The sequence below is a fragment of the Jeongeupia chitinilytica genome, from assembly GCF_014652315.1.
Lineage (GTDB): Bacteria > Pseudomonadota > Gammaproteobacteria > Burkholderiales > Chitinibacteraceae > Jeongeupia > Jeongeupia chitinilytica.
In genome coordinates this window covers 127,953-151,086 of record NZ_BMYO01000005.1, presented here as the reverse complement: position 1 = coordinate 151,086, position 23,134 = coordinate 127,953, and the positions used below count along the sequence as shown (strand labels likewise).

The 23,134-nt window shown below is 66.0% G+C and carries 22 protein-coding genes; 8 read left to right on the top strand and 14 right to left on the bottom strand.

The genetic code is table 11. The features are described 5' to 3' along the window. Nucleotides 1-33: 33 nt before the first annotated feature. The 10 genes from IE097_RS10460 to fliE form a co-directional block, all read right to left on the bottom strand. Nucleotides 34-1,131: a flagellar hook-length control protein FliK gene (locus IE097_RS10460; protein ID WP_189460482.1), complete on the bottom strand. Its 1,098-nt coding sequence runs from the start codon at nucleotides 1,129-1,131 to the stop codon at nucleotides 34-36. After that, nucleotides 1,128-1,436, bottom strand: coding sequence for a hypothetical protein (locus IE097_RS10455; protein ID WP_189460479.1), 309 nt, complete (start codon nucleotides 1,434-1,436; stop codon nucleotides 1,128-1,130). Before IE097_RS10455 ends, IE097_RS10460 begins: the two co-directional genes overlap by 4 nt. Continuing rightward, entirely contained in the window at nucleotides 1,429-1,815 is a 387-nt protein-coding gene (gene fliS, locus IE097_RS10450) for a flagellar export chaperone FliS (protein WP_189460477.1), read from the bottom strand. The genes IE097_RS10455 and fliS overlap by 8 nt, the downstream gene beginning before the upstream one ends. Before the next feature lie 14 nt (nucleotides 1,816-1,829). Beyond that, on the bottom strand, nucleotides 1,830-3,185 hold the full coding sequence (fliD, locus tag IE097_RS10445) for a flagellar filament capping protein FliD (RefSeq protein ID WP_189460475.1): 1,356 nt from the start codon (nucleotides 3,183-3,185) through the stop codon (nucleotides 1,830-1,832). Nucleotides 3,186-3,278: 93 nt separating this feature from the next. After that, entirely contained in the window at nucleotides 3,279-3,716 is a 438-nt protein-coding gene (gene fliJ / locus IE097_RS10440; RefSeq protein WP_189460473.1) for a flagellar export protein FliJ, read from the bottom strand. After that, a complete protein-coding gene (gene fliI, locus IE097_RS10435) occupies nucleotides 3,713-5,020 on the bottom strand; it encodes a flagellar protein export ATPase FliI (RefSeq protein WP_189460471.1) in 1,308 nt (435 codons plus the stop codon). The genes fliJ and fliI overlap by 4 nt, the downstream gene beginning before the upstream one ends. Nucleotides 5,021-5,026: 6 nt before the next feature. Then, on the bottom strand, nucleotides 5,027-5,704 hold the full coding sequence (gene fliH, locus IE097_RS10430) for a flagellar assembly protein FliH (protein WP_189460469.1): 678 nt from the start codon (nucleotides 5,702-5,704) through the stop codon (nucleotides 5,027-5,029). After that, nucleotides 5,701-6,732 (bottom strand): flagellar motor switch protein FliG, encoded by a 1,032-nt coding sequence (locus IE097_RS10425; RefSeq protein WP_189460468.1) that lies wholly within the window; start codon nucleotides 6,730-6,732, stop codon nucleotides 5,701-5,703. The genes fliH and IE097_RS10425 overlap by 4 nt, the downstream gene beginning before the upstream one ends. Next, complete coding sequence (gene fliF, locus IE097_RS10420) at nucleotides 6,716-8,413, bottom strand: flagellar basal-body MS-ring/collar protein FliF (protein ID WP_189460466.1); 1,698 nt, start codon at nucleotides 8,411-8,413, stop codon at nucleotides 6,716-6,718. Before fliF ends, IE097_RS10425 begins: the two co-directional genes overlap by 17 nt. Nucleotides 8,414-8,428: 15 nt before the next feature. After that, nucleotides 8,429-8,782 carry a flagellar hook-basal body complex protein FliE gene (gene fliE / locus IE097_RS19305; protein WP_308429706.1) on the bottom strand — a complete coding sequence of 118 codons (354 nt, stop codon included), beginning with the start codon at nucleotides 8,780-8,782 and terminating at the stop codon, nucleotides 8,429-8,431. A 297-nt stretch (nucleotides 8,783-9,079) separates the two neighbouring features. Here fliE and IE097_RS10410 point away from each other — a divergent pair, with 297 nt between their 5' ends. The 8 genes from IE097_RS10410 to IE097_RS10375 all read left to right on the top strand — a co-directional run bounded on the left by IE097_RS10410 (nucleotide 9,080) and on the right by IE097_RS10375 (nucleotide 16,201). Then, on the top strand, nucleotides 9,080-9,700 hold the full coding sequence (locus IE097_RS10410; protein ID WP_189460463.1) for a response regulator transcription factor: 621 nt from the start codon (nucleotides 9,080-9,082) through the stop codon (nucleotides 9,698-9,700). Nucleotides 9,701-9,933: 233 nt separating this feature from the next. Continuing rightward, complete coding sequence (locus IE097_RS10405; protein WP_189460462.1) at nucleotides 9,934-10,797, top strand: FliM/FliN family flagellar motor switch protein; 864 nt, start codon at nucleotides 9,934-9,936, stop codon at nucleotides 10,795-10,797. Between the two features lie 3 nt (nucleotides 10,798-10,800). Then, nucleotides 10,801-11,169, top strand: coding sequence for a flagellar motor switch protein FliN (gene fliN / locus IE097_RS10400; RefSeq protein ID WP_189460460.1), 369 nt, complete (start codon nucleotides 10,801-10,803; stop codon nucleotides 11,167-11,169). Then, nucleotides 11,166-11,918, top strand: coding sequence for a flagellar type III secretion system pore protein FliP (gene fliP / locus IE097_RS10395; RefSeq protein ID WP_189460458.1), 753 nt, complete (start codon nucleotides 11,166-11,168; stop codon nucleotides 11,916-11,918). The genes fliN and fliP overlap by 4 nt, the downstream gene beginning before the upstream one ends. Then, nucleotides 11,919-12,191 carry a flagellar biosynthesis protein FliQ gene (fliQ, locus tag IE097_RS10390; protein ID WP_373295742.1) on the top strand — a complete coding sequence of 91 codons (273 nt, stop codon included), beginning with the start codon at nucleotides 11,919-11,921 and terminating at the stop codon, nucleotides 12,189-12,191. It abuts the gene before it with no gap. A gap of 8 nt (nucleotides 12,192-12,199) precedes the next feature. After that, nucleotides 12,200-12,982, top strand: a complete 783-nt coding sequence (gene fliR, locus IE097_RS10385) for a flagellar biosynthetic protein FliR (RefSeq protein ID WP_189460456.1) — start codon at nucleotides 12,200-12,202, stop codon at nucleotides 12,980-12,982. After that, nucleotides 12,975-14,114 (top strand): flagellar type III secretion system protein FlhB, encoded by a 1,140-nt coding sequence (gene flhB / locus IE097_RS10380; protein ID WP_189460454.1) that lies wholly within the window; start codon nucleotides 12,975-12,977, stop codon nucleotides 14,112-14,114. Before fliR ends, flhB begins: the two co-directional genes overlap by 8 nt. Further along, nucleotides 14,111-16,201 carry a flagellar biosynthesis protein FlhA gene (locus IE097_RS10375; RefSeq protein ID WP_189460452.1) on the top strand — a complete coding sequence of 697 codons (2,091 nt, stop codon included), beginning with the start codon at nucleotides 14,111-14,113 and terminating at the stop codon, nucleotides 16,199-16,201. The genes flhB and IE097_RS10375 overlap by 4 nt, the downstream gene beginning before the upstream one ends. Before the next feature lie 27 nt (nucleotides 16,202-16,228). Here the strand turns inward: IE097_RS10375 and IE097_RS10370 are convergent, their stop codons facing one another. The 4 genes from IE097_RS10370 to IE097_RS10355 form a co-directional block, all read right to left on the bottom strand. Further along, on the bottom strand, nucleotides 16,229-17,191 hold the full coding sequence (locus IE097_RS10370; RefSeq protein ID WP_189460450.1) for a hypothetical protein: 963 nt from the start codon (nucleotides 17,189-17,191) through the stop codon (nucleotides 16,229-16,231). Between the two features lie 68 nt (nucleotides 17,192-17,259). After that, nucleotides 17,260-18,123: a flagellin N-terminal helical domain-containing protein gene (locus IE097_RS10365; protein WP_189460448.1), complete on the bottom strand. Its 864-nt coding sequence runs from the start codon at nucleotides 18,121-18,123 to the stop codon at nucleotides 17,260-17,262. Between the two features lie 158 nt (nucleotides 18,124-18,281). Beyond that, on the bottom strand, nucleotides 18,282-21,761 hold the full coding sequence (locus IE097_RS10360) for a response regulator (protein ID WP_189460446.1): 3,480 nt from the start codon (nucleotides 21,759-21,761) through the stop codon (nucleotides 18,282-18,284). Nucleotides 21,762-21,865: 104 nt separating this feature from the next. Next, nucleotides 21,866-23,128, bottom strand: a complete 1,263-nt coding sequence (locus IE097_RS10355) for an EAL domain-containing response regulator (protein ID WP_189460444.1) — start codon at nucleotides 23,126-23,128, stop codon at nucleotides 21,866-21,868. Nucleotides 23,129-23,134 lie beyond the last annotated feature (6 nt).

Below are 23,134 nucleotides of genomic sequence, written 5' to 3'. Positions count from 1 at the left end.
GCGTGTGTTCCGCTTGTCGTTGTTCATCTGGCTTCAGCCCAGCCGGAATGCGGCGTTACGCTCGTCGTCGCCAGCCTCGGCCAGCGCCCTGCCGGGCCGCTGCTGCCACGGTGTGTCACCCTGTTGCGAACGACCATCGTGGCGATCCGAACCCCGGCCGCCGTCGGCCACCGTGACCGCCACCTGCGTGTACTGCCGGCTGCCCAGATCCTGGCGCAAGTTGTCGCTGATGCCGTGCAGCTGCTGGACGACTTCGGCGTTCGACGCGCTCAGCCTGACCTGCAGCGCACCGCCCTCGCGGCGGATGGCGATCTCGACGCTGCCAAGCAGGGGCGGATCGAGCCGGATCGTGGTGTTTTCGATGCCTTGGCGTGTCTGAATGCTGATACGGTTGCCCAGCGCCGCGAGTAGTTGCTGCCCCGACGGCGAAAGTGGTGTAGCGGCCTTGACTGCCGCCGGTGCGTGCACCGGGGCGACATCGCCGGTACTGCTGGAGCCGGTTGCCAGCTGCAGTGGCGCCGCGGCTGTCACGGAAGGCCGTTCTTTTACGTCGTCGGCCAAACCGGAAAAGGTTGCCGCAACCGCTGCCGCGGCTTGCGGGCGCTCGGCCTGGCCGGCCACGCGGCTGGTGGTCTGATTCCGGGCGGCAACGTCTTGCGCGCCCAGCGATGACGACTGGCCGGCCTGCGGCATGTTCGGCATGGCGGGCGCCAGGCACGTCACGGCGGATTGCATGGCGCGGCCGGCGATGACGGGCGCCGCAACGGCTGGCGATGGAACCGCTTGCGCCGTGGCCGGCATCATCGCTGCAGAAAGCAATGCATTTCCGGCTGCAGTATCGGGCTTGGTTGCCTCGTCAAGTGCCGGCAGCGGTGGATTCATGCTGCCCAGCGCGGCCAGCAGCCCCTGCCCGGCAAGCGGCTGGTCCGTCTGCTGTGCATCCGCCTGATCGTTGCCTGCCATTCCATCATCGGCCGGCACACCTTGCGCCAGCCCCAGTCCGGCCAGAGCCAGACCGAAAACGGCAGACACGGCATCCTCGACCAGCGCAGCAGGTGCCGGTGCATCCGGCTTCGCCACCGGCGGCTTGCCGGACAGGGCGTTTGAAAGCAGTGCGGATAGCGGCATCATGGTCGGTCGTCCTGCTCGTTGATCAGTCCGTAGGCGATCAGCCCTTCGCGGTTGCGGCGCAGCTCGTCGAGCAGCGCGTTCATCCGCCCGGCTTCGCCCAGACAGCTTTTCATTGCTGCCGCATGCGCGACACGCAGCGGTTTCAGTGCTTCGCGCTCGCGCAGGCTCAGGTGCACCTTGTCGTTGAGCTGTCCGACCAGCACCGACAGCGCCTTGTCGACTTCGGCCAGCTGCGCCCAGTCGCGACGCCCCTGCACGTCCAGCAACGCCCGCGTCAGCGTCATGATCTGCAGCGCCTTATCCATTGGCACGCTGCACACCCTGCCAGCCTTCGCGCAGCGTAGACAGCAGGCCGGCCACCTCGTCGACCATGGCCGTCTCCAGCCGGAGCCCGGCTTCGTTCAGCCGCAGCGCGCAGTAGTCGTACAGCCGGGCCAGATTGGTGACGACTTCGCCGCCAGCGTCGAGGTCGAGCGCGCTGGACAGCCCGTTCAGCAGGCCGATGCACTTGTTGATGCCGAGGCCCTTCTGCTCGTAGCGTTTGTGCTCGATGTGCGCACGCACGCGGGCGACTTCCTCGAGCAGCCCGTCCATCAGCACCAGCACCAGCTGCACCGGCGAGGCGTTGGCCGTCTGCGCTTCCAGATTCACGGCGTGATAGTTGCGGTAGGCGTCGTAATCCACATTGATCCCCAGTATTAAGCGGCCGTATCCAGCGCACTGAGTGCGCTGGAGGTCTGGCTCATCTGCGCCTGCAGCGACTGCAGCTTGGAAAACTGCGCTAGGTAACGCTGGTACAGCAGGTTGAATTTGTCATCGAGCGCGGTCTGCCGGGTGGTCAGGTCTTTCTGCAGCGTCTGTACCGAATCCTGGCGGCGCTTGATCTGGCCGGTGGCGCTGTTGAGCCACTGGTTCAGGTATTTGTTGGTATCCGTCAGCAGACCGGACTGCGCGTTGCCGAACACCTTGTCCAGCGCATCCGGTTTGGCCGCGAGCGCGGTCTGCAGCTTGGTCTTGTCGAGCGACAGCGTGCCGTTGCGGTCGGCGCTGACGCCGAGGTCGAACAGCTTCGCGCCGCCGTAGTTCTGGCGCAGCGCGTTGGTCAGGTGACTGCGCAGCGCCAGCACGCCGGCGTCCGAAACGAAGGCACCGGCAGTGACGCCATTCTTCGCATCACCGCTCCTGGTCAGGTCGTCGAGCGTCTTTTCCAGTGCGTTGTAGGCATCGACGAAGTTCTGCACGTTCGCCGCCGTCGCATCCTTGTCCTGTGTCACCGTCAGCGTCACCGGCGTATCGCCGGCCTGCATCGCCTTCGTGAACGTCATCGTCACGCCCTGCACCGCGGTGAACGTGTTCGACGCCTGCTGCATCTTCACGCCGGTGGTCTGGTCACCGAGCCAGACGATGGCGTCGCGCGCAGCCACCAGCTGTTGCGGTGCACCGAGCGCAGCCTTGAGCGCCGGATCGTTGACGTTGCTGGCATCCAGCGTGATCTGGCTGCTGGCGCCGGTCTGGCCGGCGGACAGCACCATCTGCGTCTGGCCGCCGACGGTCATCACCGTTGCGCTGATCTTGCTGTTGCTGGCCGAGTTGATCGCCCGCGCCAGTTCGGCCGGCGACACCTTGCCGTCGGCGTCGAGGTCAGCCGTGGCGATGTCGACGCTGAAGCTCGTGCCGTCGGCCAGCGACAGGTTGATCGAGCCCGGAATCGGCACCACCGATACCGCGGTCAGCCCCTGGAAGGCCACCTGGTTGGCCGAGGCCACCTGCTCGACGAAAAAGGAATAACTGCCTGCCTGCGCGGTGCTGTCGGCACTGGCCGTGCCGACGCCGGTGTTGGACAGCGTTGCCGCCAGCTGCGTCAGACTGGTCTTGCCGGACAGCCCGGTCAGTGCGGTACGGAAGTTCGACAGCGCACTCTGCAACTTGGTCAGCGCCGCCGACGTGTTCTGGGCATCGGTCGTCTGGGTCTTGAGCTGCGCCTGCTTGCCTTGCGTGTACGCGGTGGCCAGCTGCTGCGCCATCTGGGTCGGGTTGATCGTGCTATCGGCCATGGTGGTTTCCTTTGCGCGCTGAATGCGAAATGAGGTCTACCTCTTCAAAAGGCGACCCGATCCGGGCAAAGCTGAAATCGGCGTAACGCATTGTCATGACGCCCGCTGCCGGTACCACGCCTGCGTGGCCAGTTCGTCCTGACGCTTCTGTTCGCGCCGGTCCTGTTCGACCTGCAGGACCGCGCTGTGCTGCTCGCGCACCCGGTCGAGCGTTTCGCGCTTCAGCGACGCCGCCTGCAGCGCCCGTTGCGTCACCGCCATGTCGGCCTCGTGCAGCGCCAGATCGCGCTGGTGCGCGGCCATCATGTCGAACACCGCCTGCTTGTAGTTGCCGCAGTTGAGCGACAGCGACGGCGGCAGCGAGCCGGTGGCCGCGCTGTCGGCACACAGCTGCGCCATCCGGTCGAGGTTGTGGTGATAGCGCTGCCGCAAGGCTTCCTTTTGCGCGACGTCGGCGGTCAGCCGGTCGACTTCGACATCGCGCAATGCCACCAGCCGCGCAAGGCTCAGAACGGTTCGTGCCTGGGTCATGCCACCACCTCGTCGAGTCGGGTCAGCGTGTCCGCGAGCGGCGCGGCTTCGCCGACGTCCTGCTGCAGGAAGGCTTCGATATGCGGATACAGATTGACCGCGCGGTCGGTCAGCGGATCGGCGCCGGGCACGTAGCCGCCCAGCGGGATCAGGTCGCGGACCTGCGCATGCCGCGCCAGCATCTGCTTCATCGTCCGCGCCGAGGCGACCTGCGCCGGCGAAGCGACCTGGCTCATGCAGCGGCTGATCGACGCAGCGATGTCGATTGCCGGGTAGTGCCCGCGCTCGGCCAGATCGCGCGACAGCACGATGTGGCCGTCGAGAATGGCCCGCGCGGTGTCGACGACCGGGTCCTGCTGGTCGTCGCCTTCGGCGAGCACGGTGTAGATGGCGCTCATGCTGCCTTCGCCGTCACCGTTGCCGGCACTTTCGACCAGCTGCGGCAGCAGGCCGAACACCGACGGCGGATAGCCGCGCGTGGCCGGCGGTTCGCCCAGCGCCAGTGCGACTTCACGCCGCGCCATCGCGTAACGCGTCAGCGAATCGACCAATAGCAGCACGTTGCGGCCCTGATCGCGGAAATGCGCGGCAATCGCGTGGCACAGCTCGGTCGCCATCAGCCGCATCATCGGCGACTCGTCCGCCGGTGCCACGACAAGGATGGCTTTGGCCAGCCCTTCGGGGCCGAGCGCGTGATCGACGAACTCGCGCACCTCGCGGCCGCGCTCGCCGATCAGCCCGACGACAACGACATCGGCCTCGGTCTGGCGGGTGATCATGCCGAGCAGCACGCTCTTGCCGACGCCGCTGCCGGCGAACAGGCCGACGCGCTGGCCGCGGCCGAGCGTCAGCAGGCCGTTGATGCTGCGCACGCCGACGTCGAGGATCTCGCTCACCGGTTTTTTCTTCAGCGGATTGACCCGCGGCGGATGCGGATCGAGCACGTGCTCGCCACCAAGCTTGCCGCGACCATCGAGCGGCTCGCCCAGACCGTTGACGACGCGCCCGAGCCACGACGGCCCGATCAGCAGCTGCCCGGCCTCCGGGTTCGGCAGCACGCGTGCGCCGGTGCTGAGGCCAACCGGCTTCTTGAACGGCATCAGGTAGGACACCTCCTGCCGGAAACCGACCACCTGCGCATCCAGCCACTCGCCCGACGCGGTCTCGATCCGGCAATGCTGGCCGGTTTCGAGCTGGCAACCGGTGCTTTCCAGCAACAGGCCGGTCGCGCCGGACAGCCGCCCGGTCAGCTTGGCGACCGGTACGTCATTGAGTTCGAGCGCACGCAGGGCATCGGCGATCATGGCGGTTTACTCGCTGGTATCCGGCACACCGAGCAACTGGCTGGTGACCTGTTCCATGAAGGCATCGAGTCGCTGGCGACAGCCTGCGTCGGCCTCCTGCCCGCCGGCCTTGACCCGGCATTCGCCCGGCTCGAGCCGCGCGTCCGGGATCAGCGACCACTGCTGTGCGCGTTCCGGCGCCAGTTCGCGGATCCGCTGGCACTCCTCGGGGTTCAGGTAGACCTCGACACCGTTCGGTGCCGGCGGCATCGATGCCAGCGTTTCGTCGACGAGCGCCAGCAACTGCACCGGCTGCAGGGCCAGCTCGCAGCGGATCACCTGTCTTGCCACCTTGGCGACCAGATCGACCACTTCCTTGCGCAGTGCCGCCTGATAATCGGCCTGCAGCGCCCTGACCTCGGTCAGCGCGGTATCGAGCGGCCGCGTCAGCACGTCGAAACGCGCCTGCATTTCCTGCCTGGCTTCGGTCACGCCTTGCACCAGCCCGTCAGCACGCCCCTGCACGAAGCCTTCGGCGCGACCGTTGCCCAAGCCGCTTTCAAAGCCCTCGCGATAGCCGGTATCCATACCCTGCTGGAATCCCTCGGCCAGCGACGCTTGCACCTGCGCAGCGTCGCCCTGGCGGACCAGTGCGCCGGCTTTCTGCGACAGCGGCGGAAAGCGGTAAGGGCGACAGGCCTTCACTCGACGACTTCCTCGGCAAACAGCTGCAGGTCGACCTCGCCACCGTCGGCAAGGCGCTTGACCTGCGCCATGATGTCCTGGCGCACCTGCTCGATCCGGCTCAGTGGCACCGGGCCGGAACGGCGCACCATGTCTTCGAAGCTCTGTGCCTGGCGTCGCGGCATCGCCTGGACGATGGCGTTGCGCACCGAAGGCTCGGCCCCCTTGAGCGCGATCACCCACAGCTCGAGCGGCACGTCTTCCATCACGCGGGTAATGACCGCTTCGGTCTGGCGCGACAGGATGAAGAAGTCGTACATGCTGGTTTCGATCTCGCTGACCACGTCCGGATCGTGCGCACGCAGCAGTTCGACCATCTGCGCCTTGTCGCCGGGCAGACGGTTGATGATTTCGGCGGCCTGGCGCACGCCCTCGACCAGCGCGCTCTGCATGCCGAGGCTGTTCAGGCAGCGGTTGACGACCTCTTCCAGCTCGATCAGCAGGTCGCGATCGACTTCCTTGAGCCGGGCGATGTTGACCAGCACCAGATCACGGCTGTGCAACGGCAGCGCCTCGATCACCTGCCCGGCCAGCGCGGGCGGCAGGAAGGCAAGGAAAACGGCCTGCATGCGCACGTGTTCGTTACCGATGTGTTCGGCCAGCCATTGCGGCTGCACCCACTGCAGGCGGGCCATTTTCGGCCGGATCGCATCGCCGTAGATGCTGTTGAGCACGCCGTTGGCGATGTCGCTGCCCAGCGCCAGATCGAGCGAGCGCTGCAGGAAGTTGCGCGAGGCGCCATGCACGCCGCTCTGCTGGCGGTAGTCGTCGAAAAAACGCTGGATCGAGTTCTTGACCACGTCGACCTTAAGCCCGCTCATCCGCGACATCACCTGCGTGACTTCCATCAGCTCTTCGCGCGACAGGCAGCGCAGCACTGCCGCGGCCGACTCCTCGCCCATGCTCAGGAGCACGATGGCGGCGCGTTCGACCGGCGTCGGCAGGCCGTCGGCAGACGGCGCACTGGCGGAATTAACTGACTCGTCCATTCTTCTGCACCCATTGTTTGACGACTTCGGCCACCCGTTCCGGCTCCTTGTTGGCGAGCGTTTTCAGGTGATCGACCAGCACGTCGACGCTCGAACCGGCCGGCGGCAGATCGTAGTTTTCCAGCAGCGGCACCACCGGCATCTGGCCGGCGCCGGCACTGCGGTCCGGCAGCGCGGTCGCAGCAGCCGCAACCGGCGCTGCGCCGGCAGCAGCAGCGGCCAGCAGTTGCGGCTCGGCCAGCTGCACTTCGCGCAGCGCCTGCTCGCCGTGTGCCGGCGAAACCCAGTCGCGGAGGATTTTCAGCAGCGGACGGATCACCAGCAGGAAGACCAGCAGCAGCACCACACCCTGGATCGCGTAGCTGCCGATGTCGACCATCGTGTCGCGCTCTTCCCACCAGCGCGCCAGAACCGGCTTCGCCGGGAAGGCCAGCGTCGACACGACCAGCTTGTCGCCGCGTTCGGCGTCGATGCCGAGACCGTTGCGCAGGATGCGGTCGATGTTGGCCAGCTGCTCCGGCGTCCAGCCCTTGGCCGGCACCGGCGCGGCGGCGTTGTTCAGCACCACGGCGACGTTGAGCCGCTTGAGCCGGTCGCGGCTGCGCTTGATCTGCACCACGTTGCGGTCGTAGGCGTACTGGCGCGTCGTGGCGTTCTTGCGCGGGCCGGCATCGCCGCCGGCGGCCTGCGGCTTGCTGGCATTGGCGGCGGCCGGACGGTTGCTGAGCGAACCGGGAATCCCCATCGCCAGCTCGCTGCTGCTCTGTTCGTCGCGCGTCGCCTCATTGGTGACTTTGGGCGTTTCGCCGTACTGTTCGCGCGTTTCCTCGACCCGGTCGGTATCGACCTCGGCGGTCACGCTGGCCTTGTAGTTGTCGCCGCCGAGCGCCGGCGCCAGCAGTTCGCGGATGTTGTTCAGCGCTTCGTTCCGGTACTTGTCGCCGGCCTCTTCGCCACTGGCGGCACCGACCGCACCGCCTTCGCTCAGGTCGACCTTCGACGACAGGTAGTTGCCGGCCTGATCGACCAGCGTCACGCGCTGCGGATCGAGGCTGGCGACGCTGCCAGCCACCAGATTGATGATTGCGGCGATCTGTTCGCGGCCGAGCTTGGCGCCCGGCTTGAGCGTCACCACGACCGACGCCGAACTCTTTTCACCGTCGCTGACGACGAAAGACGACGATTTGGCGATCGACAGGTGCACGCGGGCGTGTTCGACCTCGTTGAGCGCCATGATGCTCTGCACCAGCTCGCCTTCGAGGCCGCGGCGGAAACGCACGTCCTGGACGAACTGGCTGACGCCGAGCGGATCGTTCTTGTCCATCAGCTCGAGCCCGGCCGGGAGCTTGGCGACGACGCCCTTGGCAGCGAGCAGCATGCGCGCCTTGCCGAGCGCGTCGGCTGGCACCAGCACCTGACCGCTTTCCGGATGGATGCGGTACGGCACGTGTTCGGCATCGAGCACCGACATCATGTCGGCGGCCGAGACGCTTTCGCGTGCGCCGAACACCGGCTTGTAGCCGGCCTGATCGCGCCAGAAGTACATCAGCACCAGCGCGGTGATGCCGATCGCCAGTACGACGATGGGCGCGAGGCGCTTGAAGAACGACGACGGCAGCGGCGGCAGCTTTGCGCCATCGGCACGAAGGCGGCCAAGGCCCGATTTGAGCGTTGCGATCACGGCGTGTCCGTTCCTTTAGAGCTGCATCTTGATGAGGTCGTCCATCGCCCCCACCACCTTGTTGCGCACCTGCATCAGCATCGAAAACGACAGGCTGGCTTCCTGGCTGGCGAGCATCGCGCCGACCAGATCGTCGCTCTTGCCGGCATCGACGTCGGCCATCCGGGTGCTGGCGAGACGTTCCTTGTCGTCGGTGCCGCGCACCGCCGCCTTGAGGACATCCGAAAAATCCACCGGCTGCCCGGCCTGTCCGTCCATGGCGGACGGCAGGATGTCGGCGTCGTGACCGGCACGCGCAATGCTGCTGCGGATCTGCATCAGATCGGCACCGATCTGCTGCCCCACACCCGAGGTCAAGCCACTGGCCATTCGATTCGCTCCCGCTTCAATCCGTCTTCCTGCCCGCTTTTTTCAGCCCATGCTGCGCTGCAGGCAATGCTTCTTTGTGGGGTGGATTGTTGCCGAGGGCAATGACGCCAGACAGAGTAGAAACACTCACCCCGCCTAGGTATTTCCCACCAGCGGCATCCGGTACAGTCTGGCCGCTTGCCACCCTTGGATACGGTCCGCCGGGGGCACCCCGCCTATAATTTCCGGTAACAACCTCCCCGCCATCCGGGCCGTCCGCCACGGAACGGGGCATCCCTCTTCTGGAGCACGAATCCGATGCAAGGCACCTTCAGCGCAGGGCGATCCGCCAAGACGATCTACGTGATCGACGACGACGACTTCATGCTCGAAGCCATCAAGGACATGCTCGGCAGCCTCGGCGCCGAAGTGCAGCTGTTCGACTCGCCGGTCACCTTCCTGCAGCGCTATTCGCCGAGGCCGGTCGAGTGCGTGATTTCCGACATCGTCATGCCCGAGCTGTCGGGGCTGGAGATGCAGAAGAAGCTCGTCCAGACCCATCTCGTCCCGCCGCCGATCGTGTTCCTGACCGGTGTGTCCGAAATCGCCGCCGTGGTCGAGGCGATGCGCAGCGGGGCCTTCGATTTCATCGAGAAGCCGGTGAACGGCTACACGCTGGTCGAGCGCGTCAACGCCGCACTGGCCAAAAGCGTCAGCCTGCACTCGAAGCGGCTGGCGCTGGCCGCCCGGCAGGCCCGCATTGCGCTGCTGACCAGCAAGGAAGCGGAAATCGTCGAACTCGTCGTCGCCGGCAAGCCCAGCCGCGAGATTTCCGAAGCGCAGGGCATCAGCATCCGCACGGTCGAAAACCACCGAGCGCGCATCATGGCCAAGCTGCACGTCACCTCGACGGTCGAACTCGTCCGGCTCTTCCTCTAGCCGGCGCCGATCGCGATCAGGGTGGAACTACTCATGCGCACTGAGTAGTTCCACTCTGGGTATTTCCCCGGCGGTATTTAAGAATCAAGGCGTAACGTCCGGGCCCCGCATTGCCGACACGGCAGACATCAGGCACGGACAGCCGGTCCCCTCATCCGTCCATGACCGCCGCAGCCCGAACGGGCACGGTGCGGTTGCAGCGGGAGCGCGCAAAACCCAATGAGTGGATCAACGTGCCGACGACCAAAACCAAGCTGATCAGCCCTGACGCCACGGCGGGCTACCTGCCGGTGGATCCGTGCACGCTGGGCCGCCCTTTCCACCTGCTCGGCAGCTTCACCAACGGCTTGCGCGAGCAGATCGCCGGTTATTTCGAGCGCCGTTTCAACCGCCGCTACGGCGCACAGATCGCCGTCACGCGGCTGGCCGTCTGCCGCCCCGACGAAATCGGTCCAGCCGGCAAATGGCGGCATTTCCGCTCCGCCACCGGCCGCATCTGCTTTGCACCGGACCGCGCGCTGCTGCTGAGCTGGCTCGATTACCGCTACGGCGGCAAGGAAGCCGGCGGCCAGTCGGCGCCCGCCACCGACAGCGTGCCGGAAACCGAAACCGAACTGCGACTCGCCGCGATGCTGGGCATCGACCTGCTCGACGTACTGGTCGGCTGTCTGGACGCCTCGGTCACCGACGGCCACGGCGGCTTCCGGCTCGATCATCACGGCAAACCGGCATCGGCACTCGGGCTGCGGGTCGACCTGCGCGACGACGTGCGCGACCTCGACGGCACGCTGTGGTTCGCGCTCGACGACGCGTGGCTGTCGCGCCTGCTGGCGAGCGTCAGCCAGCGCCGCAAGCGGGAATCCGGCAGCAAGCCGGCTTCCGTGCCGCTGGCCAGCCAGCTGCAGATCACGCTGACCACGCGGCTGCTGACGATGGAAATGTCGCTGGGCGAGATCCTCGACACCCGCGTCGGCGACGTCATCCCGGTCAGCATCGGCCCGGCCGAAGTGCTGGTCGACGATTCGCCGTTCTTCACCGCCTCGGTCGCCGAACACAACGGCAAGCTGTGGCTCACCTCTTTCGAACATCTGGACTAAGTCATGGACATCAGCGATCAGATCGACCTCAACACCATGCTCGATGGCGTCATTCCGGACGACGCGCTGTTCGACGAGCCGGCCGAAACGCCCGCAGCACCGGCCAAACCGCGCCGCGACCTCTCGCAGATGCTGCGCAAGATTCCGGTCACCGTGACGCTCGAGGTCGGCTCGACCAAAATCTCGCTGTACGAGCTGCTGGCGATCGAACAGGGTTCGGTACTCGAGCTCAACAAGCTCGCCGGCGAGCCGCTGGTGATCAAGGTCAACGGCACGCCGGTCGGTCGCGCCGAAGTCGTGGTCTCGGGCGAGAACTACGGCCTCAAGGTCGTCGAGATGGAACACCTCGATCTGGACACGCTCGCACCATGACCCGGCACGGCCTGATCCGGCTGGCGCTGCTGGGCGCGACCGCCGCCCTGCTCGCCCACCCCGCCGTCGCGGCGTCGGTGCCGCTGTTCAGCGCCGGCAGCGGCGGCGCGTCGACCGACTTCACCGTCAAGACGCAGGTGCTGATCATCATGACGCTGCTCGGGCTGCTGCCCGTGATGGTGTTGATGATGACGAGCTTCACCCGCTTCGTGATCGTGCTGTCGCTGCTGCGTCAGGCGCTCGGGCTGCAACAGGGCCTGCCCAACCGCATCGTCACCGGCGTGGCGCTGATCCTGACGCTGCTGGTGATGCGGCCGGTGGGGCTGGAAGTCTGGAACAAGGCCTTCGTGCCCTACGACGCCGACAAGATCGGCATGCAGGAAGCACTGCTGATCGCCGAAGCACCGGTCTCGCGCTTCATGCTGGCGCAGACCGGCAAGAGCGCACTGCTGCAGGTGGCCAAGCTGGCCGGCGAGCCGCCGGTTGCGAAGCCGGCCGACTACTCGTTCACGGTCAAGCTTGCCGCCTTCGTGCTCAGCGAGCTGAAAACCGCATTCCAGATCGGCTGCATGCTGTTCATCCCCTTCCTCGTCATCGACCTTGTCGTGTCGTCGGTGCTGATGGCGATGGGGATGATGATGCTTTCGCCGCTGGTGATCTCGCTGCCGCTCAAGCTCCTGATGTTCGTGCTCGTCGACGGCTGGACGCTGACCGTCAACACCCTCGTTTCCAGCATACAGGCCTACTGAATGTTGACTCCCGATATCGCCGTCGACGTCGTTACCTCCGCGCTGCACGCGGTGATGCTGCTCGTCACCGTACTGGTGGCGCCGGGGCTGATCGTCGGTCTGCTGGTCAGCCTGTTCCAGGCCGCCACGCAGATCAACGAGCAGACGCTGAGCTTCCTGCCCCGGCTGCTGGTGACGCTGCTGGCGCTGAGCCTTGCCGGTTCGTGGATCACCAGCTACCTGATGGATTTCTGCGTGGAAATCTTCCAGCGCGCGGCGCAACTGGTCGGCTGATTCCGCCAATGGACGCGATCGCCAAGGCGCTTCCCGACCTGCTCGCCGCGGTGTGGTGGCCGTTCTGCCGCTTCATGGCGGCGTTCTCGATGGCGCCCATCCTCGGTGACGGCATGGTGCCGGTACGCGTGCGGGTGCTGCTTGCGCTCGGACTGGCGATCGTGACCCTGCCGGCGCTGCAGGCTGCGACGCACATCGACCCGTTCTCGGCGCGCGGCATCGTCGTCGCGATCGAACAGGTCGTCATCGGCGCGGTGTTCGGGCTGGCGTTCCACCTGAGCATGGCGGCGATCATGCTGCTCGGATTCGTCACCTCGTCGCAGATGGGGCTGAGCATGGCGGTGATGAACGACCCCATGAACGGCTCGTCGTCCGACGTCGTGTCGAGCCTGCTCTACATCCTGTGCATTCTGGTGTTCTTCTCGATTGACGGGCATCTGGTGCTCGTCAACATCGTCTACACCAGCTTTGCCCGCTGGCCCGTCGGTGGCGGCATCGACCTGCTGTCCTTGCAGGACATCGCCTACAACGTCGCCTGGGTGTTTTCGGCGGCACTGCTGCTGGCGATCCCGGTGATCTTCTCGGCCATGGTCGTCCAGCTCGGCTTCGGTCTGCTCAACCGCGTCGCGCCGACGCTGAACCTGTTCTCGCTCGGCTTCTCGGTAGTCACGCTGTTCGGCCTGTTCATGCTGGCGATGCTGATCCGCACGCTGCCCGACCACTACCTCCGGCTGACCGAACAGGTACTCGACCTGCTCAACCAGCGGCTCGCGGCAGGTCCGCATGGCTGAAGCGTCGTCGGCCGACAAGTCCGAAAAGGCCTCGGCGCAGAAGCTGCGCAAGGCGCGCGAGCAGGGTCAGGTTGCCCGTTCGCGCGACGTCGCGACCGCGATCGGCATCTTCGCCAGCCTGAAGCTGCTGCTGGTGCTGATGCCCGGCTATCTGGAGGACTTCCGCCGGCTGTTCGTGCTCAGTTTCGCCAACGTGTCCGGTGACGGCGCGCTCGACAACAGCTGGAGCGCACTGTTTCCGGTGACAATGTGGCTGCTGGTCAAGATGGTGCTGCCGCTCTGTGTCGTGCCGCTGGCCGCCATCATCGCCGGGATGATCCCCGGCGGCTGGGTCTTCAACGCCTCGCACTGGCTGCCCAAGTTCGAGCGGATGAATCCGCTGGCCAACCTGGGCCGGATGGTCTCGGCCAAGCACTACTCGCAGGTCGGGCTGTCGATCCTGAAGGCCGTGGTGCTCGGCGCGCTGATCTGGCACGTGTGCACGTCGCGCGTCGGCGACTTCCTGCAGTTGCAGGGCCTGCCGCTCGGACTGGCGATTGCCCGCGGCGCCGATCTGCTGATGGATTCGATCATGCTGCTGTGCCTGATCTTCATCGCCTTCGCGCTGATCGACCTGCCGGTGCAGATCCTGCTGTTCCTGCGCAGCCAGCGCATGACCAAGCAGGAGCAGAAGGACGAATACAAGACATCCGAAGGCCGGCCCGAGGTGCGCAACCGCATCCGCCAGCTGCAGCGGCAGATCGCCCAGCGCAGCCTGCGCAAGGCGGTGCCCGGCGCCGACGTCGTCATCGTCAATCCGACCCACTACTCGGTTGCACTCAAGTACGACGAGAACCGCGCCGAAGCGCCCTTCGTCGTCGCCAAGGGTGTCGACGAAATGGCGCTGTACATCCGCGAGCTGGCAAAGGAACACGACATCGAAGTGCTGCCGCTACCGCCACTCGCCCGGGCGATCTACCACACCAGCCAGGTCAACCAGCAGATCCCGGCGGCGCTGTACAACGCCGTCGCGCAGGTGCTGACCTACGTGCTGCAGCTCGACGCTTTCCGCCACGGCCGGCGCAAGTCGCAACCCGCGATGCCGACCGACTTCACCATTCCGGAAGACCTGTTGCCCAAGGCCCGAACATGAACGACCTGACCCGACTCCTCGCCGACCTCGCCAAGCAGAAAATCGCCACGCCGCTGTTCCTGCTGGCCATCCTGTCGATGCTGATCCTGCCGCTGCCGCCGATGGTGCTGGACGTGCTGTTCACGTTCAACATCGTGCTGGCGATCGTGGTGATCCTCAGCAGCGTGTCGGTCAAGCGGCCGCTGGACTTCTCGGTCTTCCCGACGATCATCCTCGCGACGACGCTGATGCGGCTGATGCTCAACGTCGCGTCGACCCGGGTCGTGCTGCTGCACGGCCACGAAGGCACCCACGCCGCCGGCCAGGTGATCGAATCGTTCGGCAAGGTGGTGATCGGCGGCAACTTCGTCGTCGGTCTGGTGGTGTTCGTCATCCTGATGATCATCAACTTCGTCGTCGTCACCAAGGGCGCCGAGCGAATCTCCGAAGTGTCGGCGCGCTTCACGCTCGATGCGCTGCCGGGCAAGCAGATGGCGATCGACGCCGACCTGAATGCCGGGCTGATCAATCAGGAAAAAGCGCAGGCCCGCCGCCGTGAAGTGGCAGCCGAAGCCGACTTCCACGGCGCAATGGACGGCGCATCCAAGTTCGTCCGCGGCGACGCGATCGCCGGCATCCTGATCCTGCTGATCAACATGATCGGCGGTGTCGCCATCGGCGCACTGATGCACGACCTGAGCTTCGCCGAAGCGTTCAAGCAGTACGCACTGCTGACCATCGGCGACGGTCTGGTCGCACAGATTCCGGCGCTGCTGCTGTCGGCGGCCGCGGCGATCATCGTCACCCGCGTCAGCGATGCCAACGGCGATCTGGAGCAGCAGGTCGGCTCGCAGCTGCTGACCTCGCCGACGGTACTGTACAGCTCGGCGGCGATGATGGTCGTGCTGGCCATCATCCCGGGCATGCCGTGGCTGCCCTTCCTGTCCTTCGCCATCCTGCTGGCCTACGTCGCATGGCGCCTGGCCGGGCGCGAGCCGGCGGCACCGAGCAGCAATACCCAGGCCATCGAGCAGGCGCTGCTCGGCAATCCGCAAGCGGAGCCCGACTGGACCAGCATTCCCTACATCGAAGTCCTGACGGTCTCGCTCGGCTACAAGCTGGTCGGCATGATCGACAAGGCCAATGGCGCGCCGTTGCTCAAGCGGACCCAGGGCGTGCGCCAGAGCCTGGGCGATACCCTCGGGGTATTGCTGCCACCGATCGGCGTCCGTGACGATCTGGGCGTCAACCCGTCGCAGTACGTGATCCAGCTCAACGGCTCGGCCATCGTCCAGGCCGAAGTCCACGCCGACCGGCTGATGGCGATTCCGTCGCCGCACCTGTTCGGCGAGGTCGACGGCATTCCGGGCATGGACCCGGCGTACAACCTGCCGGTAATCTGGATCCAGCCGGAAGACAAGGCGCATGCGCTCGGCCTCGGCTATCAGGTCGTCGACTGCCCGAGCGTCGTCGCCACGCACCTGAGCAAGGTCATCCGCGAATACCTGCCCGAGCTGTTCCGCCACGACGACGTGGCCGCGCTGCTCGAACGGCTGGCCGCGCTGTCGCCCAAGCTCGCCGCGGCGCTGGAAAAGGCCATGACGCACACGCAGTTGCTCAAGGTGTTCCGCACGCTGCTGACCGAAGGCGTCTCGCTGAAGGACATCGAACCGATTGCCACCACGCTGCTCGATGCCTCCGAAACCACCAAGGACCCGATCCTGCTCGCCGCCGAAGTCCGCTGCACCCTGCGCCGGCAGATCGTGACCGGGCTGATCGGCCAGAAGCCGGAGATGAAGGCCTTCAACCTGACCGCGGCGCTCGAGAACATCCTGCTCGGCGCGCTGAGCCAGGCGCAGCAGACCGGCAAGGCGGCACTCGACAGCTATCCGGTCGATCCGAATGTGCTGTCGCAGCTGCAGATCAACATGCCGATCATCCGCGAGCAGATGAAACAGCAGGCAACGCCGCCGCTGCTGCTGGTCATGCCGCAGATCCGGCCGATTCTGGCCCGCTACGCCCGGCTGTTCGCGCCGGGACTGGCCGTGCTCTCGTACAACGAGATTCCGGAAAACAAGGACGTCAGCATCGTCGGCACGCTGGGCTGACGTTCGTCGACCGGCGCCGGATACCGCTTACGGCGCATGCGCGACGGTCAGTACCTGCAACACCTGCGCGGCAACGTCGAACAACCTTGGCGCAAGCAACCCCGGCGCCACCGCACGCCGCCGCAGTCGCCAGCCTCCGCGCTGCCCCGCCCGCCCGGTGCCGATCCGGCACTCGACCAGCGTGCAGCCGGCGCGCAGTGTTGCTGCAGCCAGCGCAGGCTGGAGCGCGCGCAGCAGGTCGCCGGCGGTCACCGACGCCACGCGGATCTGCAGCCTGACGCCGACGCCAGCCGGGATCACCGCCAGCGCCACCAGACCGATCACCGGCAACTGCACGGTCAGCAACAGCACCGGTTCGACATCGTCGTCTTCCGGCACCGGCGTGTTGTCGTCGGGCTCGAGCAGGCCCAGCGTCAGCGGCAGTCCGCCCCACGCAAAAGCCGGATACAGCCATCGGGTCTCGCCCATCTCGTGCGGCCGTTGCAATGCGGCGCCGGCGTCGGCCTGCAGCAGCCAGGCCGGCAGCGGCGTACCACCCGGCAATTGCGGCGGATCGACATCGGTGGCCATGCGCGTCTGCATCAGCAGGCGCCAGCCGGCCGCGACAGCGATCAGGTCGGGCGCGGCCCAGCCGACCCGGCGCAACGCGAGCTGATCGACCGACTGCATCGCATAGGACGACGGCGGCACCGACGCGGATGCGCCGGCCGGGGCTTCGTCGACCACGGCCAGTTGCAACTGCGGCATGGTTGCCAGCACCCGCAGCAGCAGCACGTCACCGGGAACGACCGCTCGCCCGGCGAGCTGCGGCAAGGCCAGCCGCTGGCCGGCGTCGGTCAGCCCGGTCAGGTGCCGGTCGCCTTCGCGACCGGTCACGATCGTCACCTGCAGCAGGCTGCCGACGGTCAGCGCCGCGCCTTGCGGCAGCGTGGCGGCTCCGGTGGAAGGTGCGGCAACGGGGGCCGACAGCGGGTTGAGCGCAGGGGTCATGAGGTGCTCCGGTCAAGAAAAAAGCCAGCCGTGACAACGGCTGGCTTTCGGTACAGGCGAAGTGCCGTTTACTGCATCAGCGACATGACGAGCTGCGACATGCTGTTGCTTTGCTTCAGCATCGACGTGCCGGCCTGCATCAGCATCTGGTGCGTGGTCATGTTGGCGGTTTCGCTGGCGTAGTCGACGTCCATGATGCGGCCACGGGCTTCCTGCGTCGTGGTGCTCATGTTCGACAGGTTGTTGTACACGTGGTCGAGACGGTTGGAGTTCGCACCCAGGGCCGAACGCAGTTCGCCCACCTTGTCGAGCGCGGTGCTCAGCTTGGTGATCTGGCCGTTGGCGCCACCGGCTGCGGTCAGCTCGGTACCGGTTGCAGCAGCGGTGTAGTTGCCGCTGACGGCGGTCAGTGCGGTATCGACAGCGGTCAGCTGGGTGCTGACGTCAACGTCCATCACTTCGGCAGCACTGGCACCGATCTGGAACTTCAGGGCACCGGCCAGCTTGCCGCCGGTCGGGTCCAGCAGCGACTGGCCGCCGAACGAGGTGTTCTTCATGACGTTCGACAGTTCGAGACCGAGCGAGTCGTACTCGGCCTGCATGGCGGTCTGGTCGGTCGCGGTCGACGATGCGTCGGCAGCCTGGGTGGCCAGATCCTTCATCCGGGTGAGGATGTTGGTCATTTCGTTGAACGCGCCTTCGGCGGTCTGCATCATCGAGATGCCGTTCTGGGTGTTGCGCATTGCCACGGCCATGCCGCTGGTCTGTGCGTTCAGACGGGTAGCGATCTGCAGGCCGGCCGCGTCGTCCATGGCCGAGTTGATGCGGTAACCGGTACCGAGGCGGCTCAGCGAGGTGCTCAGCGAGCTCTGGGTGTTGTGCAGGTTGTTCTGGGTGGACAGCGAAGCGGCGTTGGTGTGCAGGCTCAGCATGATGGAATTTCCTCTGTCAGTGGATTCAGCATTCTGGAAGCGACATCCATTCAGATGCCGTCACTGACACAAGGCGACACGACGTCGTCCAACATTAAATCAGAATCAAATAATTTTCGTATCTACCCCGATTTATCCCGCGAAATCCTGTGCCCGGCTCATTCGGCACCGACCTCGGCCGGCGGCAAGGCAGCAAGAATGGCCGCGCTCAGGCGTACGACTTCGGCGTCGAAGGCGACCAGATCCGGACCGATGTCGGCACCGGTGGACAGCCCCTCCTCGATCCGGGCCGACATGATCCGCAGCGCCTCGGCACCCAGTGTGGCCGCAACCGACTTGATCGAATGCGCCAGCCTTGCCGCCAGCACCGTGTCGCCACGGGACTTGGCATCGGCGATGCGCCGGGCGATGTCCGGGTAATCGGTGCAAAACTTCCGCAGCAGCTTGAGGTAGGTCGGCTTGCGGCCCATCAGCCGCAGCAGCGCGCCGTCGACATCCAGCCCGTCGATGCGCGGCACCTCGTCGTCCGTCGCCCCCACCGGAGCGGTCGCCACCGGTACAGGGTCGACGGCAACGTCGAAACGCCGGTCCCATTTGCGCAGCGTGGTGAACAGCAGGTGCGGGTCGATCGGCTTGGTAATGAAGTCGTTCATGCCCATGGCCAGGCACTTTTCGCGGATGGCGGTATGTGCGCTGGCGGTCAGCGCAACGATGGGCAGCGTCGACAGGGCCTGCTGGGCACGGATATGGGCGGCCGCATCCATGCCGTCGAGCACCGGCATGTGCAGATCCATCAGTACCACGTCAAAACGGCCGGTACTCGCCAGCGCCACCGCCGCATGACCGTCCTTGGCGATGGAGACCTCGACGCCGACGACGCTGAGCAGATCGACCGCGACCTCCTGGTTGACCTCGTTGTCTTCGGCCAGCAGGACCTTCAGACCGCGCAGGCTGCCGAAGTCCTCGGAAATCGGCCCCCACGCCCCACCGCGCGAGTCGGGCTCCAGATCTCCGTACGACGGAAAAATCAGCGTCTGCAGCGTCTCGAGCAGGGCCGACGAGGTGACCGGCTTGTCGATGATCGCGGAGAACGACAGCGGCATGTCGATGACCTCGCCACCGCGCCCGGGATGCAGCGCGATCAACAGCGGATGGCTGCCTTGCAAACCGAGATCGCGGATACGCGCGGCCACGGCCGGGCCGTCCATGCCCGGCATTTTCCAGTCGACGAACACGAATTCGTACGGACGGCCCGCGCGGTCGGCAGAGAGAATGGCCTGGATCGCCTCGTCACCGGAGCGCGCCTCGCCGACGTAGAACGACATCGACCGGAGCATGGTGGCAAGAACGCGCCGTGCACTGGTGTTGTCGTCGACCACCAGGACCGAACGGCCGTCGGCCTCGAACGTCTGGACATGCTCGGGCAGCCGGACTTCCGACTCCTGCAAATCGAGTTCGAGCCAGAACGTACTGCCGACCCCGACGGTGCTCTCGACGCCGACATGGCCCCCCATGGCTTCGGCAAAGCGCTTGGAAATGACCAGCCCCAGTCCGGTGCCTTCGGCGTTGAACGCCAGCGACGAGTCCAGTTGCTGGAACGGTTTGAACAGCGCGCCGCGGCGATGCGGCGGAATGCCGATACCGGTATCGCGGACTTCGAAACGTACCCGCAGGCGGCGGCCGATCTCGTCGACGACGCGGATGTGGATGGCCACCTCGCCGTGCGGCGTGAACTTGACCGCATTGTTGACGAAGTTGATCAGGATCTGGCCGATGCGCAGGCGGTCGCCGACCAGGCCGAGCGGCACGTCCGGATCGATCTGGATCAGGACTTCCAGACCCTTGTCGTAGGCTTTTTCCCAGACCAGCGAGATCACGTGGTCGACCAGCTGGTCGAGCGCGAAGTCCGCTTCGTTCAATGCCAGCTCGCCGGCTTCGATCTTGGAAAAATCGAGAATGTCGTTGACGATGCCAAGCAGGTGCTGGCCCGAATCGCGGATGCGCTCGAGATACTGCCGGGCCCGCGGTGACGCCTGCTGCTGCAGCGCGAGGTGCGACAGCCCGATCATCGCATTCATCGGCGTGCGGATCTCGTGACTCATGTTCGCGAGGAAATCCGCCTTGGCCTGCGACGCCGTTTCGGCCTGTTCCTTGGCCGCAGCCAGCTCCGCCGTGCGGACCTTCACCACGGCCTCGAGATCGTCGGTGAGCTCGCGCAGTCGCTGGGTCGTCTGCAGCTGTTCGGTCACGTCGATCGCGACCACCCCCACCGCTTCGATATCGGTCCCGCAGCCCGGAATCGGGAACCGGATGACGCGGTAACGGCGCTCGCCGCTTTCCTGCGTCATCGTGTCGAGCACCTCGCCACTGACGAAGACCTGCCGGTCCAGCGCGCGCATTTCCGCTGCCGCAGCCGGCGGCAGGATGTCGTCGCAGGGCCGGCCGATGATCTCGCGACGGCTCAGTCCGAGCAGTTGCTGGGTATAGGGATTGGCGACCAGATAGCGGCCCGCCGCGTCGCGGACCGAAATCGCGGCAGGGAAGTTCCGGATCAGCGAGGTGAACCGTTGCTCCCGCGACAGGATCTGCCGGCGCGAGCGTTGCGACGCCCAGGTCAGGAGCGCCAGCAACGCGATGGCCAGACCGGTCATCACCAGAATCACGTTCCGCGCCAGCCGGTAGGCCGAGTACACCTCGCTGGCGTCCTCCTCGACGATCAGCCCCATGTGCATGTCGTCGAGCCAGCGCCCCGCACCGAGCACCTCCTCGCCACGGTAGCCGACATAACCGTCAAACAGCTCGGCCCGTCCGTTGCGGATGACGCTGGCGGCCATCAACGTCAGCGGATCGGTCGGCTGCTGCGTCGCCCCGCCGTCGCCACGCGTCGTACCGGGCACCCTGGCCCAGACCTCCTTGTCGCGTTCGCCCGGCAGGGTGTTGAAGCGACTGGGCGAAATCAGCAGGCCGGCGGCGTTGATCGCGTACGCCTGTCCGGTGCGGCCAGCCCGACCGATCGCCAGCAGATCGGAAAACATCTGCTCGGCATCCATGCGCAAACAGATGTAACCCCGGAGCGCACGCTCGTCCCGCACCGCAGCGCAAGCCAGCTGGTAAAGCGCACCGGCTTTGGCCATCGTGCGGTCGCGGCGCGGCATCGGCCGTTCGGAGCGGATCGGTCTGGAAATCGCGCCGTCACGCGCCGCGGCCCGCTCCAGCACCGCGCGAACATCTCCGGTCGCGTTTTCACCGACGACGTACTTGCGCGACGCACCGACGGCGACACCGTCCACCGTCCAGATCGACAGGCCGCTGAAGCCCAGCGCCAGATAGCCGGTCTGCCAGCGTGCTTCCAGCCGCTCGAACATCTGCTGGCGCCGCGCTGCCGACGGCTCGTTCAGCAGCGCAATTACCGGTCGTGCCATTTCGGGTTGCGACGCCAGCACATGCGCCTCCTGCGCATGCGTTTCGCCCCAGCGCGCAAGCAAGGGCTCCGTCTTGTCCAGCGACGCGCGCAGATGGCTCGCGGCAAACTGCCGTGCCTGATCGTGAATCAGCTTGAGCGAAAACAGACAGGCCGCAACGAGGATCAGCACCCCTGTTGCGGCCCAGGCGACCGTAGGACGTAGCGTGAATTGCATCAGTGAAAACCTGGCCCGCGAGCCTGTAAAAATAGCCGGGATTCATGCCGGATGCATGATTCAAGCATCAGCCGATCCTCAATCCCGATTGTCCGCAGTTCAGGTCAGCGCGATTCCGCCTCTCCCTGTTCGCACAGCGCCGCAACGCGGTCGCCGTTGTCGCGAACCCAGTCGAAAACCTCGACAGCGGAAACGGGACCGCCGAAATGATAACCCTGCACGATGTTGCAGCCCATCGCCTTGAGCATCGCCAGCTCGGCGGCGGTCTCGACGCCCTCCGCCACCGTCGACAACCCGAGGCTGCGCGCCATTTCGAACGTCGACCGCAGGATCTCGGCCATATGCGGCTTGCCCGGTGCTTCGGTGACGAAGACGCGGTCGATCTTGAGCTCGGTAAACGGAATCCGCGACAGTTGCTGCATCGACGAGAAACCGGTGCCGTAGTCGTCGATCGAAATCGCGAATCCGGCCTGCCGCAAGCGGCCGATCGACTCGAGCACCATCGGCACGTCCGCGGCAAGGACGACCTCGGTGATTTCGAAGGTCAGCTTGCGCGGCGAGACGCCGGACGTCCCGACCCGGGCAATGATCTCGCTGATGAGCCAGTGGTCCAGCAGCAACACCGGCGACAGGTTGAGCGAGACCGACGCCTCGGCGCCACGGCTTTTCCACGTCACCATGTCGGCCAGCACGGCACCGAGCATGTACAGCGTCAGTTCGCCGACTTGGCCACGTTCCTCGGCCAGTGCAATGAAGGACGAAGGCAGGATCACCCCGCCGGCCGCATCGTGGATTCTGGCCAGCGCTTCGAACCCGGCAATCCGCCCGGTCCGCAACTCCACCTTCGGCTGGTAGTGCGGCTGGAGCATCTGGCGATCCAGCGCTTCGCGCAAGCCGTCCGCCGTCATCGTCGCGCGGCCCGGTACGGGGCGCGGCCCGCGAAGCGCCAGATGCTCTGCCAGCGCGGTGAACATCGATGCCAGCTCGTCGAGCGGGATCGGCTTGTGAACGCCACCCAGCACATGGAAGCCCAGCCGGCGTGCCTGATCCTCGACACTGGCAATCAGTGCATTGTCCGAATTGCTGGCAATCACCAGCGCCGGGCGGTAACCGTCCTCGGCCAGTTGTTCCAGCACCTCCGGCCCGTCGATCCCCGGCAGTGCAATATCCAGCACGATCAGCGCCGGCGGCACCATCAGATTGCGGACCAGATTGAGCGCGGCAAAGCCGTCGCCGGCCTCGTGGATGCGCTCCACACCAAGCAGGGTCAGCTGCTCGACGATATGTGTCCGTTGCAGGGTGCTGTCTTCGACGACGAGCACGCCCTGACGCTGCACCATCGGGTGAATGGCAACCTCGACCCTCATTTCAAC

What these genes read in the sequence shown, in the direction of transcription:
- fliR (WP_189460456.1), top strand. Translation starts at nt 12,200, where the DNA reads ATGGACGCGATCGCCAAGGCGCTTCCCGACCTGCTCGCCGCGGTGTGG.
- IE097_RS10375 (WP_189460452.1), top strand. Translation starts at nt 14,111, where the DNA reads ATGAACGACCTGACCCGACTCCTCGCCGACCTCGCCAAGCAGAAAATC.
- fliJ (WP_189460473.1), bottom strand. Translation starts at nt 3,716, where the DNA reads ATGACCCAGGCACGAACCGTTCTGAGCCTTGCGCGGCTGGTGGCATTG.
- fliD (WP_189460475.1), bottom strand. Translation starts at nt 3,185, where the DNA reads ATGGCCGATAGCACGATCAACCCGACCCAGATGGCGCAGCAGCTGGCC.
- IE097_RS10365 (WP_189460448.1), bottom strand. Translation starts at nt 18,123, where the DNA reads ATGCTGAGCCTGCACACCAACGCCGCTTCGCTGTCCACCCAGAACAAC.
- IE097_RS10455 (WP_189460479.1), bottom strand. Translation starts at nt 1,436, where the DNA reads ATGGATAAGGCGCTGCAGATCATGACGCTGACGCGGGCGTTGCTGGAC.
- fliQ (WP_373295742.1), top strand. Translation starts at nt 11,919, where the DNA reads ATGTTGACTCCCGATATCGCCGTCGACGTCGTTACCTCCGCGCTGCAC.
- IE097_RS10425 (WP_189460468.1), bottom strand. Translation starts at nt 6,732, where the DNA reads ATGGACGAGTCAGTTAATTCCGCCAGTGCGCCGTCTGCCGACGGCCTG.
- IE097_RS10355 (WP_189460444.1), bottom strand. Translation starts at nt 23,128, where the DNA reads ATGAGGGTCGAGGTTGCCATTCACCCGATGGTGCAGCGTCAGGGCGTG.
- fliN (WP_189460460.1), top strand. Translation starts at nt 10,801, where the DNA reads ATGGACATCAGCGATCAGATCGACCTCAACACCATGCTCGATGGCGTC.
- IE097_RS10460 (WP_189460482.1), bottom strand. Translation starts at nt 1,131, where the DNA reads ATGATGCCGCTATCCGCACTGCTTTCAAACGCCCTGTCCGGCAAGCCG.
- fliI (WP_189460471.1), bottom strand. Translation starts at nt 5,020, where the DNA reads ATGATCGCCGATGCCCTGCGTGCGCTCGAACTCAATGACGTACCGGTC.
- flhB (WP_189460454.1), top strand. Translation starts at nt 12,975, where the DNA reads ATGGCTGAAGCGTCGTCGGCCGACAAGTCCGAAAAGGCCTCGGCGCAG.
- fliE (WP_308429706.1), bottom strand. Translation starts at nt 8,782, where the DNA reads ATGGCCAGTGGCTTGACCTCGGGTGTGGGGCAGCAGATCGGTGCCGAT.
- IE097_RS10360 (WP_189460446.1), bottom strand. Translation starts at nt 21,761, where the DNA reads ATGCAATTCACGCTACGTCCTACGGTCGCCTGGGCCGCAACAGGGGTG.
- IE097_RS10370 (WP_189460450.1), bottom strand. Translation starts at nt 17,191, where the DNA reads ATGACCCCTGCGCTCAACCCGCTGTCGGCCCCCGTTGCCGCACCTTCC.
- fliP (WP_189460458.1), top strand. Translation starts at nt 11,166, where the DNA reads ATGACCCGGCACGGCCTGATCCGGCTGGCGCTGCTGGGCGCGACCGCC.
- IE097_RS10410 (WP_189460463.1), top strand. Translation starts at nt 9,080, where the DNA reads ATGCAAGGCACCTTCAGCGCAGGGCGATCCGCCAAGACGATCTACGTG.